The sequence below is a fragment of the Serratia microhaemolytica genome, assembly GCF_004011885.1.
Taxonomy (GTDB): domain Bacteria; phylum Pseudomonadota; class Gammaproteobacteria; order Enterobacterales; family Enterobacteriaceae; genus Serratia_G; species Serratia_G microhaemolytica.
In genome coordinates, this window is record NZ_SBEF01000027.1 from 29,860 (window position 1) to 47,231 (window position 17,372).

Annotated in this window: 16 protein-coding genes; 12 read left to right on the forward strand and 4 right to left on the reverse strand. The window is 45.1% G+C overall.

Translation table 11 applies throughout. The annotated features are described in order from the left end of the window. Positions 1 to 23 precede the first annotated feature (23 nt). A complete protein-coding gene (gene yeiB, locus EOJ37_RS10010; RefSeq protein WP_127959782.1) occupies positions 24 to 1,202 on the forward strand; it encodes a DUF418 domain-containing protein YeiB in 1,179 nt (392 codons plus the stop codon). Positions 1,203 to 1,284: 82 nt separating this feature from the next. Here yeiB and sanA read toward each other — a convergent pair whose 3' ends face one another. The 4 genes from sanA to metG form a co-directional block, all read right to left on the reverse strand. Further along, complete coding sequence (sanA, locus tag EOJ37_RS10015) at positions 1,285 to 2,010, reverse strand: outer membrane permeability protein SanA (RefSeq protein WP_127959783.1); 726 nt, start codon at positions 2,008 to 2,010, stop codon at positions 1,285 to 1,287. 120 nt (positions 2,011 to 2,130) lie between these two features. After that, the gene (locus EOJ37_RS10020) at positions 2,131 to 2,826 is read right to left on the reverse strand and encodes a CidB/LrgB family autolysis modulator (protein WP_127959784.1); all 696 of its coding nucleotides are present in this window, start codon (positions 2,824 to 2,826) and stop codon (positions 2,131 to 2,133) included. Continuing rightward, positions 2,823 to 3,206, reverse strand: a complete 384-nt coding sequence (locus EOJ37_RS10025) for a CidA/LrgA family protein (protein ID WP_240651697.1) — start codon at positions 3,204 to 3,206, stop codon at positions 2,823 to 2,825. The genes EOJ37_RS10020 and EOJ37_RS10025 overlap by 4 nt, the downstream gene beginning before the upstream one ends. A gap of 256 nt (positions 3,207 to 3,462) precedes the next feature. After that, positions 3,463 to 5,490, reverse strand: coding sequence for a methionine--tRNA ligase (gene metG, locus EOJ37_RS10030; RefSeq protein WP_127959786.1), 2,028 nt, complete (start codon positions 5,488 to 5,490; stop codon positions 3,463 to 3,465). A 172-nt stretch (positions 5,491 to 5,662) separates the two neighbouring features. On the opposite strand from metG, the gene apbC reads away from it, so the two are divergent. The 11 genes from apbC (at position 5,663) to rfbD (ending at position 17,078) form a co-directional block, all read left to right on the forward strand. Continuing rightward, positions 5,663 to 6,775, forward strand: coding sequence for an iron-sulfur cluster carrier protein ApbC (apbC, locus tag EOJ37_RS10035; protein ID WP_127959787.1), 1,113 nt, complete (start codon positions 5,663 to 5,665; stop codon positions 6,773 to 6,775). A gap of 136 nt (positions 6,776 to 6,911) precedes the next feature. Continuing rightward, entirely contained in the window at positions 6,912 to 7,553 is a 642-nt protein-coding gene (gene udk / locus EOJ37_RS10040; RefSeq protein ID WP_127959788.1) for a uridine kinase, read from the forward strand. Between the two features lie 73 nt (positions 7,554 to 7,626). Beyond that, positions 7,627 to 8,208: a dCTP deaminase gene (gene dcd / locus EOJ37_RS10045; protein WP_127959789.1), complete on the forward strand. Its 582-nt coding sequence runs from the start codon at positions 7,627 to 7,629 to the stop codon at positions 8,206 to 8,208. An 89-nt stretch (positions 8,209 to 8,297) separates the two neighbouring features. Further along, the gene (gene asmA / locus EOJ37_RS10050; protein ID WP_127959790.1) at positions 8,298 to 10,133 is read left to right on the forward strand and encodes an outer membrane assembly protein AsmA; all 1,836 of its coding nucleotides are present in this window, start codon (positions 8,298 to 8,300) and stop codon (positions 10,131 to 10,133) included. 572 nt (positions 10,134 to 10,705) lie between these two features. After that, positions 10,706 to 11,620, forward strand: coding sequence for a UTP--glucose-1-phosphate uridylyltransferase GalU (gene galU, locus EOJ37_RS10055; protein ID WP_127959791.1), 915 nt, complete (start codon positions 10,706 to 10,708; stop codon positions 11,618 to 11,620). Between the two features lie 33 nt (positions 11,621 to 11,653). Further along, entirely contained in the window at positions 11,654 to 12,634 is a 981-nt protein-coding gene (locus EOJ37_RS10060; protein ID WP_127959792.1) for an NAD-dependent epimerase, read from the forward strand. A gap of 20 nt (positions 12,635 to 12,654) precedes the next feature. After that, entirely contained in the window at positions 12,655 to 13,671 is a 1,017-nt protein-coding gene (gene galE, locus EOJ37_RS10065; protein ID WP_127959793.1) for a UDP-glucose 4-epimerase GalE, read from the forward strand. 69 nt (positions 13,672 to 13,740) lie between these two features. Then, complete coding sequence (gene rfbB, locus EOJ37_RS10070; protein ID WP_127959794.1) at positions 13,741 to 14,805, forward strand: dTDP-glucose 4,6-dehydratase; 1,065 nt, start codon at positions 13,741 to 13,743, stop codon at positions 14,803 to 14,805. A 15-nt stretch (positions 14,806 to 14,820) separates the two neighbouring features. Beyond that, complete coding sequence (rfbA, locus tag EOJ37_RS10075) at positions 14,821 to 15,690, forward strand: glucose-1-phosphate thymidylyltransferase RfbA (RefSeq protein ID WP_127959795.1); 870 nt, start codon at positions 14,821 to 14,823, stop codon at positions 15,688 to 15,690. After that, entirely contained in the window at positions 15,691 to 16,224 is a 534-nt protein-coding gene (gene rfbC, locus EOJ37_RS10080) for a dTDP-4-dehydrorhamnose 3,5-epimerase (RefSeq protein WP_127959796.1), read from the forward strand. It begins immediately after the preceding gene. Further along, positions 16,224 to 17,078, forward strand: a complete 855-nt coding sequence (rfbD, locus tag EOJ37_RS10085) for a dTDP-4-dehydrorhamnose reductase (protein WP_127959800.1) — start codon at positions 16,224 to 16,226, stop codon at positions 17,076 to 17,078. The genes rfbC and rfbD overlap by 1 nt, the downstream gene beginning before the upstream one ends. The last annotated feature ends 294 nt before the right edge of the window (positions 17,079 to 17,372 follow it).

A 17,372-nucleotide genomic window follows, 5' to 3' on the forward strand; every position in this document is an offset into this window, starting at 1 on the left:
TCGGTTCGGCTCAGTGGTATTCAATGAATCATCACTGCTTGCCAATCTCGTCGCGTATTGCCGTATTGGATTGTGCACGGGGCATTGCGGTTCTTGCTATTTTATTGCTGAATATCAGTGCATTCGGTTTGCCGAGGTCAGCCTACCTTAATCCGGCTTTTCAAGGTACGCCGACGCTACTGGATAGTAGCGTCTGGGCGCTACTCGAGCTGTTTGTACAGGCCAAGTTTCTGGCTATGTTTGCTCTGCTATTTGGTGCAGGACTACAGTTATTGCAGCCACGAGGCCAGCGTTGGATCACTTTCCGGTTGTTGTGGCTGATGGTTTTTGGCTGGTTACACGCCATTTTTATTTGGGATGGTGATATTTTATTTGTTTATGGTTTGTTGGGTTTACTGTGCTGGCGTGTGGTGCGCGATGCAGAGAGTGCCAGTACGCTGCTGAGAAGTGGATTGTTGCTCTATCTGTTCGGCGTGGCACTGTTACTGTTGCTTGCACTGTTACCTCAGCACGAAGTAAGCAACTTTTGGCTGCCAACGGCTGAACAGTTAGCGTATGAAGCAAGATGGAAGTTACAAGGCGGTTGGGTAGCTTGGCAACAGCGCTGGGAGATTTTTGTGTCTGGTTTATTTGTCTTGGCTGCACAGTATGGTTGGCAACTGGCTGGATTAATGCTATTCGGTGCGGGTTTGTTACGCAGCGGTTGGTTAACTGCTCGCTATCCAGCCAGTACCTATTTACGCCAAGCGATCGGGCTGCTGCCAATTTCATTTCTGATCCAACTACTGGGCACGGTGTCACAGTGGCAGCTTAATTGGGATTTTCGCTGGAGTAGCCTACTGTTACAGATCCCTAGAGAATTGGCCTCGCCATTGCAGGCGATGGGTTATCTGGCACTGCTGTATGGTTGTTGGCCAAAAATTTCTGCTTGGCGGATTAGCTACTTTCTGAGTCTGATAGGTCGCATGGCGCTTAGTAACTATCTGCTGCAATCGTTACTTTGTACTACGCTGTTTTATCGCTTGGGATTTTATCAACAGTTCAACCGGTTAGAATTGCTGCTGGTGGTGTTGTTGGTATGGCTGGTTAATTTTTCTTTTTCTTATTTGTGGCTACGCCATTTCAAACAAGGGCCAATCGAGTGGTTATGGGCGAAGTTAACAACAGCACTGTCGGAAAATTTTGTACAACCAGCTAGGTAGTTCTGTTCTGCCATTTCAGCGGTAACGAAATCTACCACCGCACCATAGGGTGACCGGTTAGCAAATAAGCCAGTCTATCTGACTATTGTTCAGTCACGACAGGTTGATTCAATTCCAACAGCTGCTTTAACGATACTGCTGGGTAGTCTTGTGCATCAGCGGGGACGTTATGCATTGAAGATATCGGTAGCAGGGGGCCAAGAAAACGTGGTTCGCGCTTAAGTAAGTAAAGATCAACGATAGCACCTAGTCGGGCGAAAATTTCGCGAGCGCGTATGGTCATCATGTTTTTAGGTGAAGGAACGGCATAGCATTGTGCCCGAATGCCGAGATGTAACGCGATAAACAGAGCGCGCTCGCAATGGAATCGTTGAGTGATAATGGTGAAGTCGTTGGTATCAAAAACTTTCTGTGTGCGAACAATCGAGTCCAAAGTGCGGAAACCTGCATAGTCAAGTACGATATTGGCGGGAGGAACGCCTGCTGTGAGCAAATCTCGTCGCATGGTGATGGGCTCGTTGTAGTTTTGCTGCCGATTATCACCACTGAGCAGTAGGTATTTTACTCTGTCACTGTTATAGGCATTAAGTGCACCTTGGATGCGATAGTGGTAGTAGTGGTTGATGACACCATTACGATAGTATTTCGCAGTGCCGAGTACTACGCCAACTTGGCGTGCAGGAAGTTGAGGTAAGTTATCGTAAATATAGGGTGCTGTTTTCCAGCTAACCCAGCGGTCGAGCAGTAATACAGCCAGAAGCAGGAGCGAGGTTACTAGGCAGAGATTAATAATTAATCGATTTGGCATATTGATGTTTCATCAGCTCCATTGCTAACAAGAATTTTGATGCTACTGCACCTGCCAGATAAACGCAAGCAACCGCTTTTGCAACTGTCTGCGATGAAAATTGAATTTAAATTCCATCGGTTAACTAAATAGGCTCAACAATAATGGGAATAGCACCGGTGCAGTGAGTGAGGTGATGATGCCGCAAATCACCAGTGCCAGTGAGCTGAAAGCCCCTTCTTGGTAATCGACTTCGGCACAGCGTGCAGTACCCAGAGCATGTGAGGCTGCTCCCATTGCTAACCCACGGGCTGGTTTGCTCTGTATCCGTAACAGGTTAAGCCAGGCGTGACCAAATACTGCACCGAATACTCCAGCAAAAATAACACAGGCGGCGCTGATGGCTGGGATGCCACCTATCGATTCAGCCACCGCCATAGCAATCGGTGTGGTGACAGATTTAGGTAAGATCGAGGCGACAATTTCTGGTTGTGCGCCCAATAGGACAGCGATTGCCACCCCACTTAACATCGCGACAATGCAACCAATTAGGCAGACTAGCAACATTGAGCGCCAGCGGGCACGGATCTGCGGTAGTTGCTCATAGAGCGGGAATGCTAGCGCAACGATGGCCGGTTGCAGTAAATCACTGAGTAGCTGACTACCTTGAAAATAGTCTTGGTAACTGATGCCGGTGAGCAGTAACAACGGGATAATCAGTGCTACCGCCAACAATAGTGGGTTGAGTAGTGGCATCCGTAGTAACTGCGACAGTTTACGTGCAGCGAAGAAAACTGCCATTGTCAGTGGCAACGACCACCAGATTGGATGATTCATCGCTGTTGTTCCATATTGTCCGGTTTGTTGTTGTCAGTTCTGGAACGTTGCAGATAGCTGCTTGAATAGCCAACGACCACAAATACCAGTAGGGTACTGAGCAGACAGGAGAGCAGTAATGGCAACAGGTCAGCGATGATCTGTGGGTAATATTGCATGATGCCAACGCCGATGGGTACAAACAACAGTACCATGTATCGAATGAATAACTGGCAACCCGGTTTGATCCATGCAACGGGTACCAGTTGCCAACTAAGCAGAGCAAACAGGATCAACATGCCGATGATGCTACCAGGAATAGCGATCGGGAGTAGCGAGGCTACACTGTTACCCAACCACAGGCTCAGGTAGATAAGAGCAAATGCTCTGATATATCTCAAAAAGGGTTTCACTGGCGTGTCCGTCTATTATCTGTTTCAACTGACCATTTCAACCATCCACGCAGGTATTGCATCTACAACTATGCTGGAAGATTAGCTGTGTGTTTCGGTTAGAGTTTGGGCGATGCTGTAAACCGGGTTAATTGCCATGCCGACTAAGTAAGAGAGATGTTAATTGATGACATTTTTACCTCATGAGCGCAGTAATCAGTGGTGTCCCGGTGACATGACGATAGCCACCGGGACACCATCATGGTTACTTAACTTGCATTCCGGGTTCGGCACCACTGTCTGGGCTGAGCAGGTAAATTTGATCTCCACCAGGGCCGGCTGCCATTACCATTCCCTCGGATAGTCCAAAGCGCATTTTACGCGCGGCCAGATTCGCGACCATGATCGTCAACCTGCCGACCAGTAAAGTCGGATCTGGGTAGGCAGCGCGGATGCCAGAGAATACCTGACGTGATTCGCCACCGAGGTCAAGCTGCAATTTTAACAGCTTATCTGATCCTTCCACCAATTCAGCACCAGTAATGCGGGCTACACGCAGATCAATTTTAGCGAAATCATCAAAGTTGATCGGTGCTTGCAGTGGCGCATCGGCCAGCGGCCCGGTTATTGCGGGTTTGGCGCTGCTCTCTTCTTTCGATGCACTGATCATCTGTTGAACTTTTTCCAGCTCAATGCGGTTAAATAAAGCCTTAAATGGCGTGATGGTGTGAGCTAACAGTGGCTGCTCAATATTATGCCAGTGCAGTTCATCATTCAGGAACGCCTCGGCGCGTGTTGTCAGCGCCGGTAGTACCGGTTTGAGATAGATCATCAACAGACGGAACAGGTTGATCCCCATTGAACAGATTGCCTGTAGTTCAGCCTCTCGCTCTGGCTGTTTGGCGATCACCCAAGGTGCCTGTTCATCAACATAACGGTTGGCTAAATCGGCCAATGCCATGATTTCACGAATAGCACGCCCAGTTTCGCGACTTTGGTAAGCTTGGGCGATATTGTCGGCGGCAGCAATGAAGGTTTGGTAGAGCTCAGGTGCCGCTAAGTGATTGGCTAACTGTCCGGCGAAGCGTTTAGTAATAAAACCAGCATTGCGTGATGCGAGGTTGACTACCTTGTTAACGATATCGGCATTCACGCGCTGAACAAAATCCTCTAGATTTAAGTCAATATCATCGATACGTGCTGACAGTTTGGCTGCATAGTAGTAGCGCAGACAGTCGGCATCCAAATGTTGCAGATAGGTACTGGCTTTGATGAAGGTACCTCGCGACTTTGACATCTTCGCCCCATTGACGGTGACATAACCGTGGACGAACAGATTGGTCGGTTTACGAAAACCACTGCCTTCTAGCATGGCAGGCCAAAACAGGCTATGGAAATAGACGATATCTTTACCGATAAAGTGATACAGCTCAGCAGAGCTATCTTTTTGCCAGAATTGGTCAAAATCGATATCACCACGCTGATTGCAGAGATTTTTGAATGAGCCCATGTATCCGATAGGGGCATCTAACCAGACGTAAAAGTATTTGCCTGGTGCATCGGGGATTTCAAAACCAAAATAGGGGGCATCACGTGAGATGTCCCACTGTTGCAGACCGGCGTCGAACCACTCCTGCATCTTGTTTGCCACTTGCTCTTGTAGAGCCCCTGAGCGGGTCCAGCTCTGTAACATTTCACTGAATGCGGGGAGATCGAAAAAGAAATGTTCCGAGTCGCGCAGGATGGGTGTTGCACCAGAAACGACAGATTTAGGGTTAATCAGTTCGGTGGGGCTGTAGGTTGCACTGCACACTTCACAGTTATCACCATACTGGTCAGCCGCCTGACATTTGGGGCAAGTACCCTTAACAAAGCGGTCAGGCAGAAACATTCCCTTTTCTGGATCGTAAAGTTGGGAGATAGTGCGCTGTTTTATATGTCCATTTTCTTTCAGGCGGCGATAAATCAGGGTGGCTAGTTCACGGTTCTCTTCTGAATGTGTGGAGTGATAATTATCGTAACTAATAGCAAACCCAGCAAAATCCTGCTGGTGTTCAAGTTGCATCTGCGCAATCATCTGTTCTGGCTGGATGCCCAGTTGCTGTGCTTTCAGCATAATGGGTGTGCCGTGGGCGTCATCAGCACAGATGAAATAGACTTGATGGCCGCGCATTCGCTGGTAACGCACCCAGATATCTGCCTGGATGTGCTCGAGCATGTGACCAAGATGAATAGAACCATTTGCATAAGGTAGTGCACACGTCACCAACAATTTTTTTGCGACTTGAGCCATAGTGATAACTTGCTTTCTGTGATGAATAAAAGAGTGCCCTGATGTTACCCGATTGTGCCGTTGGCTGCTAGGGTGCTTTCTCTCTGGGCTTTGCGTTGCAGGGGGCAAGGATGAGAGAATAGCGGATCTGGTTTGATAAGTTGACACATTTATATAAATTCAAGGAGTTGGGATGAGCATGAAATCCCCGATACAGAACAGCCCTGAAGTTTTACACGCGCTAGTGAATGGCGTCTTGGCAAACTTTGAACACCCAACATTAAAAAATAATCTCACTGCGCTGAAGGCGCTGCATCACTGTGTAGTGCTGGATAATGTGCTCCATATTGAACTGTTGCTACCGTTTGCTTGGCAGAGCGGTTTTGATGTTATGCGACAACAACTCAGCGGTCAGTTACAGCAGATGACCGGGACGATTGCTGTTGAATGGAAGTTAAAGCATGATATTGCTACCTTAAAGCGCGCTAATGACCAGCCCGCAGTTAAAGGTGTGCGCAATATCATTGCCGTCAGTTCTGGCAAAGGTGGCGTTGGTAAATCATGCACAGCAGTGAATCTTGCGTTAGCCTTGGCTGCTGAGGGGGCGAAGGTCGGCATATTGGACGCGGATATTTATGGGCCGTCACTGCCTACGATGCTTGGTACCGAACAGCAGCGGCCAAATTCTCCTGATGGTCAGCATATGACACCAGTTATGGCACATGGGCTGGCGAGTAATTCAATTGGTTACCTGGTAGCTGAGGGTAACGCTATGGTGTGGCGCGGCCCGATGGCCAGTAAGGCGCTGTTGCAACTGTTACGTGATACAGAGTGGCCAGATGTTGACTATTTAGTGCTCGATATGCCACCAGGAACCGGTGATATTCAACTAACCTTATCGCAAAACATTCCTGTGACTGCTGCAGTGGTAGTGACCACACCGCAAGATATTGCATTGCTGGATGCAGCAAAGGGCATCATGATGTTTGAAAAGGTACAGGTACCAGTATTGGGCATCATTGAAAATATGAGTGGGCATGTTTGTAGCCAGTGTGGTCACCATGAGCCGATTTTTGGCAGTGGTGGCGCTGACAAGCTGGTAGCGAAGTATCACAGCCAACTGCTTGCCAAGTTGCCGCTGCATATTTCGCTGCGTGAAGATCTCGATCGTGGCCAACCGACTGTAGTCAGCCGACCAGAGAGCGAATTTACCGATCTATTCCGCCAGTTAGCAGGCCGAGTTGCGGCACAAATGTATTGGCAAGGAGAAGTGATCCCTACAGAGATAGCATTTCGTGCGCTGTAGATTAGCTAGCACCTACGGTGTCGAAACCCTATAATTGAGTCACTTTGTACTCGTTGAGTATCAGTTTTCTGTTGATTGTAAGCTGATGTAGTCCGAGTATGACTCGTTTGTCTCATATAACATCAGGCCTTGATTTATGACTGAAAAGTTACATTCCTGCGTGATCATCGGTATCACAGGTGCTTCTGCTTCGGGAAAAAGCCTTATCGCGAGTACGTTGTATCGCGAATTTTGTGAGCAGGTTGGTGACCAACAGATTGGTGTGATACCTGAGGACAGTTATTACAAAGATCAGGCCCACTTGACGATGGAAGAGCGGGTCAAAACTAACTATGACCACCCTAATGCGATCGACCATGAATTGTTGCTGCAACATATGCAGATGTTGAAAGCTGGTCAAGCGATTGATCTACCGCTCTACAGTTACACTGAACATACACGTAAAAAAGAGACGCTCTACTTTGCTCCGAAGAAGGTGATCATTCTGGAAGGGATTTTGCTGCTGACAGATATCCGTTTGCGTCAGGAGATGAACTTCTCGATCTTTGTCGACACCCCACTTGATATTTGTCTGATGCGTCGAATGAAGCGTGATGTACATGAGCGGGGGCGCTCAATGGATTCGGTGATGGAGCAGTATCAGCAGACAGTACGGCCAATGTTTTTACAGTTTATTGAGCCATCTCGACAATATGCCGATATTATTGTGCCACGAGGTGGGAAAAACCACGTCGCGATTGATATCTTAAAGGCTAAAATTAGTCAATTTTTTCAATAGGTTATTTTTTCTCATAAAGTAATTTAGATGACGCAGACAGAATGACAGTTGTCTGCGCAGTGGGGATAGCAGCATGAGATTGTGTGACCGTGATATTGAACGTTACTTGGATAGTGGCAAACTGGTGATTTCACCACGTCCACCCACAGCGCGTATCAATGGTGCGACAGTGGATGTCTGTTTGGGCGATCGCTTTCGTGTGTTTCGCGGTCATACCGCACCTTTTATTGATCTAAGTGGGCCGAAAGATGAAGTCAGTGCGGCGCTGGACCGAGTAATGAGTGATGAAATTGTGCTAACCGCAGGTGAAGCCTTTTTTTTACATCCCGGTGAGTTGGCGCTGGCAGTGACACTAGAGTCAGTCACGTTGCCTGATGATCTGGTCGGTTGGTTGGATGGTCGCTCTTCCCTGGCTCGTTTGGGATTAATGGTGCATGTCACGGCTCACCGGATCGATCCGGGCTGGCAGGGGAAGATTGTCCTTGAGTTCTATAATTCAGGCAAACTTCCGTTGGCTTTACGACCGGGTATGCAAATTGGTGCCTTGAGCTTTGAACCACTTTCAGGACCGGCTGCACGCCCTTATAACTCTCGACAAGATGCAAAGTATAGAGATCAGCAAGGCGCTGTAGCAAGTCGTATTGATAAGGATTAGCTGCTGTGGTTTTATGAAGTTGGTGTTTATTAACAAGCAATCGCGCACAGATGACAAATATCAGTCAAATGCACGGCTAAGAGAGAGGCATGAAAAGAGTATTGACAACCCTGGCAATTTTGCTCTCTGTTCTGGTGGCAGGAATGGCGGCATTAGTACTGTTGGTCAATCCAAATGATTTTCGTGCCTATCTTATTGATAGAGTTGAGCAGCGTAGTGGCTATCAGTTAACGCTAGACGGTGATTTACGTTGGCATGTCTGGCCACAATTAAGCATTATCGCCGGTCGTATGACTTTGACAGCTCCAGGGGCAGAAGAGGCGCTGGTGAGCGCCGAGAACTTGCGTTTAGATATCAAGTTATGGCCTCTGCTTTCTCATCAGCTTGATATAAGACAGGTGATGCTGAAGGATGCGGTGATTCGCATCACACCAGCGAGTAAACCACAACGCAAGCAGGGTGTACCGATCGCACCAGAAGGGGGCCCAGTAATCGATGATGACGGCACACAGTGGCAGTTCGATATTGCCCGTTTACAGCTAGTTGATAGCTTGTTGATTTGGCAGCGTGCAGATAATGAGCAAATTAATCTGCGTGACATTAATTTAACCTTGGACAAGCAGCAGCAACAGCAGGCGCAATTAGTGCTTTCTAGTCGTATCAATCGTGATCAACGTGATTTGACATTTTCGCTTGTCATGGCGCTTGGATTGCAGCACCTACCACAGAAAATTACAGCCAAGATCACACAGTTTAGTTATCAACTGGAAGGTGCCGGTATTCCTGCTCATGGGATCATGGGAGAGGGGAGTGTTGAGGCAGTTTATCAAGTGGCGCCCGCCCAGCTCGATTTCGATAAATTACAGCTTAGCGCAAATAATAATCGAATTATTGGGGAAGGTACTCTGCATTTTGCCGATGTTCCAAGCTATTTATTAGCACTCAGTGCCGCAGAGCTGGATTTAGATCAGTTGGTTGGTCACAGTCGCGCGCTGTCATCATCGACTGATGTACCCGTGACGGTCACTGCTGCGCCAGTTATTGCTAATCAGGCAGAAGATCCACTCTATAATCTGCAGGTATTGCGCTATTTCAATGCACAGCTTGGTGTGAAAATTGATCATTTGACTTTTCGGGGGAGGAAAATCACTCAATTGTGGTTGAGTGCAGAGAATAAGCGGGGGCTGGTAACGCTAAACAAATTCTCCGGCAGTGTAGGCAACGGTAGTTTTGCATTGCCTGCTGTCATCGATGTGCGAGGGAAAAAACTGTTGCTGGCTATCTCTCCGCAATTACAGAAGTTAGAGTTAGCTGAGGTGCTCAACATGTTTGAGCTCTCTTCACCACTCACTGGTGCTTTCAGTATGTCTGGTCAATTGAGCGGTGAACGAGGTTTTTCTACCGATAGCGATTGGCAGGGCGAACTGCAATTTGAGATGGAAAAAGCGAGATTGCAGAACATTAATCTCCAACAGTTGATCCAACAGGGTGTGGCTCGTTATGACAACCGTGTGCGCGGTCGGGATAGTTATCAGCGTTATACTGAAATTGAGCAGATGAGTAGTCAACTCAATGTAAACAATGGCAAGATCACCTTCAACCTGAAGCAAGCAAGTTCACCCTTGTTGCAGGTGAGTGGCAATGGATTGATTGATGTTAGTGAAAGAACGTGTGATATGTCACTCAATATCAGGGTGGTTGAGGGCTGGCGTGGTAATGGCGAGCTAGTTGATCAACTCATACAGACTGCAATTCCACTGCGTATTTATGGCCCTTGGCAACAGTTAAGTTATCAATTGCAGATAGAATCAACACTACGTAAAAAACTCCAAGATCGAGTCAGACAGATGCTAAATAAAATAGCAGAAAAAAATCGTGTTTTTGATGACTCATCCAGTTTGAAGCGGCCGATTAATAAGCCTTAGCGAAGCCAGTTTGGCACTAACTTGCTGTTAACTGTAATGAGCATTATCAAGGTGATTAGTTGTTTGTAAATCAGCGCTGTTTAGATTAAGATGCGGCGCTAATTATTGCCTCTGTTTTGGCTGAGCTAGAGTATCGTTATCTCGCGCGGCAACTGCATAAGGGTTATTTAGCCCCAAAATGCTTAAATCAGATAGAACACGTGATGTGCATCCTAACAACTGCTCTCAGGTGGCTTTATTTGTGTTCAGCCTGAGTGGATAGCGCTAGCACACAAAAGGTACTAAATTGTAGTTCTGGAATATGTTAGGTGAAAACCCAGGAAAAATAGCAAGTTAATCGCCTTGGCGAGGTGAAATCTAGTGGTCAGTACATTGGTAGCTGTAAGCCAAGGGCGGTAGCGTGTCAAGCAATTGTTAATTGACACTGCATGATTTTTTGATCTAATTCGCCATTAGTTAAGTTTATATAAAAAGAGTGTTAAACGGCGTGATAGTCAATACTGATTACGGTGTGTTTGTACAATTACAAAAGTAACTGCTCGAACGATCTCGATAGCTGATGGAAAAAAATTATGCACAAAAGGTTAAAAGCCGTGATTCCTGTTGCGGGCTTGGGAACGCGAATGTTGCCAGCAACCAAAGCGATCCCGAAGGAGATGTTGCCGATAGTCGATAAGCCACTGATCCAGTATATCGTTAATGAGTGTGTTGCCGCAGGTATTAGGGATATTGTACTGGTCACGCACTCATCAAAAAATGCTATTGAAAATCATTTTGATACCTCTTTTGAACTGGAAGCTTTGCTTGAAAAGCGAGTCAAGCGGCAATTACTGGCGGAAGTGCAAGATATCTGCCCTAAAGACGTCACCATCATGCATGTACGTCAAGGCAATGCAAAAGGGTTGGGACATGCGGTACTCTGTGCTAAATCATTAGTCGGTGATGAGCCATTTGCAGTAGTGCTGCCGGATGTGTTACTTGATGAGTCAGCCGCTGACGCAAGGCGTGATAATTTAACTAAAATGTTACAGCGCTTTGAAAAAACTGGATTTAGTCAAGTCATGGTTGAGCCAGTGCCAGTGCAGGAAGTAGCAAAGTATGGCATTGTTGACTGTGCTGGCGCAGAGTTGGAAGCCGGTTCTAGTGTGGCAATGACAGCGGTAGTTGAGAAACCGTCGCCAGAGCAGGCTCCTTCTAATTTAGCAATTGTTGGGCGTTATGTTTTTTCGGCTGATATTTGGCCACTATTGGAAAAAACCCCTCTTGGTGCAGGTGATGAAATTCAACTGACCGATGCGATTGCGTTGTTAATGGAAAAAAAACGTGTAGAAGCGTTCCATATGAGTGGCTATTCGCATGATTGTGGAGATAAATTGGGTTATATGAAGGCATTTGTAGAATACAGTTTGCGTCATCCAGCCGAAGGGGCAGTTTTTAGTCAATGGTTAAAACAGCGAATGACTGATACATCATCAACCCTTAAGTAACAGCAGGCTAATAAAAATAGGTTGACAAATTTAATGAAGTATCTTGTTACTGGCGCAGCAGGTTTTATTGGTTACCATGTTGCAGCTAGATTATTGGCGCAAGGTCACTCGGTTGTTGGTGTCGACAACCTTAATGATTACTATGACGTTGAGCTAAAAAAATGCCGATTAACTAATCTGCTTGCATTTGAACAGTTTGATTTTAGAAAGTTAGATATTGCTGATGATGTAGCATTGGCTGCGTTGTTTGCCAGTGAACAGTTTACGCGCGTAATTCATTTGGCTGCTCAGGCAGGGGTGCGGTATTCAATCGATAACCCAGAGGCATATGTCAGTGCTAATCTAGTTGGCTACTTTAATATTCTGCAAGGGTGTAGACAGGCTAAAGTGGAGCATCTGATTTATGCTTCCTCTAGTTCGGTATATGGTGCTAATAAATCGTTGCCATTCAAGACCACCGATTCGGTTGATCATCCGGTGTCATTTTATGCAGCAACCAAAAAAGCCAATGAGTTAATGGCTCACGCTTACTCTCATCTTTATGATATTCCGACTACCGGATTGCGCTTTTTCACCGTATATGGCCCTTGGGGTAGGCCGGATATGGCATTGTTCAAATTTACTGATGCCATCTATAAAGATAAGCCGATTGATATCTATAACCATGGGGTAATGTCGCGCGATTTTACTTATATTGACGATGTGGTAGAAGCGCTAGTGAGAGTGGCTGATTTAGTACCACAAAAAGATAACGATATTACTGCTGCTCCTTATAAAATATATAACATCGGTAATAGCTCACCAGTCAAGTTAATGGACTGCATTAGTGCATTAGAAAACAGTATCGGTAAGGTGGCAATTAAAAATTATTTACCGATGCAAGCTGGTGATGTTACGGATACTTATTCTGACAATACTCAACTTTATCAAGATATAAATTACACGCCAAAGATCGGTATCACTGAGGGTGTGGCTAAGTTTGTTGCTTGGTATCAAGCTTATTATCAACGATAAAATTCTTACTGGGAAGTCACATGACGGTTTTGGTTACTGGTGGGGCTGGCTATATCGGTTCCCATACTGTTCTAGCCCTGCTGGAACAGGGTGAACAGGTAGTTGTACTTGATAATCTATCGAATTCAGTTGTTGAATCACTTCGTCGTGTGGAACAGCTTACTGGTAGAAGTGTCACCTTTTATCATGGGGATATCCGTAATGCAGCCTGTTTGGACGAGATATTTACCCAATATCACATCAGCACGGTGATCCATTTTGCTGGATTAAAGGCAGTGGGTGAATCAGTCAGTAACCCATTGGAGTATTATCAAAATAATGTTGCTGGTACGCTGACACTGTTGCAGCAGATGCAACAGGCTAAAGTCTATCGGTTGATATTCAGCTCCTCAGCGACGGTGTACGGTACTAATGCTACGGTACCGTATACCGAAAGCGCCCCAGTTGGGGCTACGACTAATCCTTATGGCACATCTAAATTGATGGTAGAACAGGTGCTTCAGGATTTAGCAAGGGCAGAGCCACATTTTTCGATTATTGCATTGCGTTACTTTAACCCGGTTGGCGCCCATGAGTCTGGATTAATTGGTGAAGATCCGAATGGAATTCCTAACAATTTGCTGCCCTATATTTCACAGGTTGCGGTTGGTAAGTTGGCTAGACTAGGAATTTTTGGTGATGATTATCCAACTAAAGATGGTACTGGAGTACGTGATTATATCCATGTAATGGATCTTGCTGAAGGGCATCTGGCTGCGATGAGATCTCTGCCAAGGGTTAATGGTTTCAAAGCTTATAATCTTGGTACTGGTGTCGGCTATTCAGTGTTTGAAATGCTGCGTGCTTTTGAAAAAGCATCAGGTATCACAATACCTTACCAAGTTTTACCGCGTCGTGCGGGTGATTTAGCAGCCTGTTGGGCTGATACTACACTGGCTAAACAGGAGTTGGGCTGGAAAGCGGTACGTGGTATTGACGTAATGATGCGTGACACTTGGAATTGGCAACGGCAAAATCCACAAGGTTATCAAAGCTAGTGCTTACAGTAGAGAAACCTCGCTTGCTAGGTTTTTTAAGCTGTGTTTGTTTTAGCTTTTGAGGATAGCATGAAAATAATTATTACCGGTGGTGCCGGTTTTATTGGTTCGGCGGTGGCTCGCTATATTATCAATCAAACTTCAGATCAGGTTTTGATTATCGACAGTCTAACGTATGCCGGTAACCTTGAGTCACTGCATTCAATTGCCACCAATCAACGCTATCAGTTTGAGCAGGTGGACATTTGTGATCGTCTGGAATTGGATCGTATCTTTGCACAGTTCCAACCTGATGCGGTAATGCACCTCGCTGCTGAAAGTCACGTTGATCGTTCGATTGATGGTCCAGCAGCATTTATCCAAACCAATATTGTGGGTACATATACTCTGCTAGAAGCTGCTCGCTATTATTGGCAATCATTAACTGAAACAGCACGAAAAGCGTTTCGCTTCCACCATATCTCTACTGATGAGGTATATGGCGATTTAGGTGGTACCACTGATTTATTCGCTGAAACAACCGCTTACGCACCAAGTAGCCCTTATTCAGCTTCAAAAGCAGCCAGTGACCATTTAGTACAAGCGTGGTTTCGTACTTATGGTCTACCGACAATTATTACTAACTGCTCTAACAACTACGGTCCATACCATTTTCCAGAAAAATTGATCCCACTGACTATCATCAATGCGTTAGCGGGCAAATCATTACCGGTATATGGCAGTGGAACGCAAATCCGCGATTGGTTATATGTTGAGGATCATGCACGGGCTTTGTATTTGGTGGTGTGTAAAGGCGTAGTAGGTGAGACTTATAATATTGGTGGTCATAACGAGCGAAAAAATATTGAGGTAGTACGTACTATCTGTCGATTATTGGATGAATTGGTAGTTGATAAACCGCTAAATATTAAACACTATGAACAGTTGATCACTTTTGTTGCCGATCGCCCAGGGCATGATGTTCGTTACGCCATCGATGCCAGTAAAATTGAACAGCAGCTAGGTTGGAAACCACAAGAAACCTTTGAAAGCGGTATCAGAAAAACTGTGGAGTGGTATTTGGCTAATTCGAACTGGTGGCAAAGGGTGCAGGATGGCTCTTATGCTGGTGAGCGTCTTGGGTTAACCTGCTAATTTTATTGAGGTAGTATGAAAGGTATTGTCCTTGCGGGTGGTTCTGGTAGTCGTCTTTACCCCATAACTCGTGGTGTTTCAAAACAGCTATTGCCAATTTATGATAAGCCGATGATCTATTACCCGCTGTCAGTGCTAATGTTGGCCGGGATCCGTGATGTATTAATTATTACTACTCCGGATGATCTGATTTCGTTTCAACGGTTACTCGGAAACGGTGAGCGTTTTGGTATATCACTGAGTTATGCCATTCAACCAAAACCTGATGGCTTGGCACAGGCATTTTTAATTGGTGAGGAATTTATTAATGGTGAATGTTGCGCCTTAGTGTTGGGTGACAATATTTTCTTTGGTCAGAGTTTTGGGCAAAAATTAACATCGGTGGTCGATCGTAATTGTGGTGCTACGATATTTGGCTATCAGGTAATGGATCCAGAACGTTTTGGTGTGGTTGAGTTTGATGAGCGCTTACGTGCAATCTCACTCGAAGAAAAGTCTAGATCACCAAAATCAAATTGGGCTGTTACTGGTCTCTATTTCTACGACCATAATGTAGTCGAAATGGCTAGACAGGTTAAACCATCTTCACGTGGTGAGTTAGAAATCACTACATTAAATCAAATGTATTTAGATTTGGGTACACTCAGTGTTGAATTACTTGGACGTGGTTTTGCTTGGCTAGATACAGGAACCCATGACAGTTTAGTCGAGGCTTCTCAGTTTATCCACACGATTGAACGTCGCCAAGGGTTTAAGATTGCTTGTTTGGAGGAGATTGCCTATCGAAAAGGATGGTTGAGTCGTGACCAGATTATTGAGCAAGCGGTTTCACTTGCAAATTCGCAATATGGAGAATATTTGTCACAGATTATTATGGAATATTAGATGAAGTGTGAAGGCACTAGAATAAATGGTATGAAAATAATTCAGCCAAGAGTATTTGAGGATGCTCGGGGATTTTTTCTGGAAACTTTCGAGAAAAAACGTTATCAGGATATTTTAGGTATAGATATTGAATTTGTCCAAGATAACTACTCTCGTTCTTCATATGGAGTCTTACGTGGATTACATTTTCAAAAGATTAATCCACAAGGAAAATTAGTCAGAGTGGTGCGTGGTGAGGTATTTGATGTGGCTGTGGATATTCGTCCTGGCTCATCAACCTATGGCCAGTGGGAAGGTGTCGTACTTTCCGAGATGAATAAAACCCAACTCTGGCTTCCACCTGGTTTGGCGCATGGTTTTGTTGTGCTTTCTGATATCGCTGACTTCGAGTATAAGTGTACTGATTATTATAATCCTATGGCTGAAGAGTGTTTGATATGGAACGATCCTACAGTTGACATTCAATGGCCAATAAAAAAGCCACAGTTATCTGACAAAGATAAGTTAGGTAAATTGTTGAAGAATCTATTGTGATGAAAGTGTTGCTTACGGGGGGAAACGGACAACTAGGGCGTTGTTTTAGTGATCGTACTCCTATCGGTTGGAACGTTCTAGCTACTGATGCAAAAACATTGGATATCACTGATTTAATTCAGGTTAAGAATGTTGTGAAATCATACCGGCCTAATGTCATTGTCAATGCTGCGGCTTATACTGCGGTAGATAGGGCAGAGTTAGAACCAGAGCTTGCTGCATTGATTAATGAGACTGGTCCCAGAAATCTCGCATTAGTTGCTAATGAGGTTGGTGCACGGTTGGTTCATATTTCTACTGACTATGTTTTTGATGGTGAGGCAGGCACTCCGTATATTGAAACGGCAGTAACAAACCCTTTAAATGTTTATGGAAAAACCAAGCGTGATGGTGAAGTGGCAGTGAAGCAAATTCAGCCTGATGCTTTGATTATTCGTACAGCATGGGTATTTAGTGAGTATGGTAATAATTTTGTAAAAACCATGCTAAGTCTAGCAAGACAACATAATCAAGTAAATGTTGTTTCCGACCAGTTTGGTTGCCCTACTTATGCGGGTGATATTGCACAGGTAATCATCGAGTTGCTGATTAGTAATACTTCTGGTGGAGTGTATCATTATTGTGGTGATTCGTCCGTGAGTTGGAGTCATTTTGCTAAAGTTATTTTTTCTTCAGCTGTACAGCAAGGTGTTCTCAAATATGCACCATCAGTGAATGATATTACCACAGAGTTGTATCCAACCTTAGCGATAAGACCTAAATATTCAGTCTTGAATTGTGGCAAAATAGAAGAAAAGGGTATCCATTTGTCGAAGTGGAGAAGACAAGTTGCATTTATTATTACTAGTATTTAATAATCCATAATTATTCATGGCGCCAATGACTCATCACTTTAAAATCCACTGTATAAATATGCGTTTTAGTTTAGTGACTGTGCTTGTTATTATTTGACATGGAAGAAGTATTGAAGTATTTCTGTGACACACAACTTCAATGATTACAGAAAAGCAGGGGCATCAATCAGGGCAAGATCACGAATGTTTTTTAACCAACGCAATGGCAGTATTGACGTAAATTGTAGAGCATGATCTTATACTCTCTTTGGGGAGACAATCATGTACCTTGATGCATTTATTCAACATTTTTCA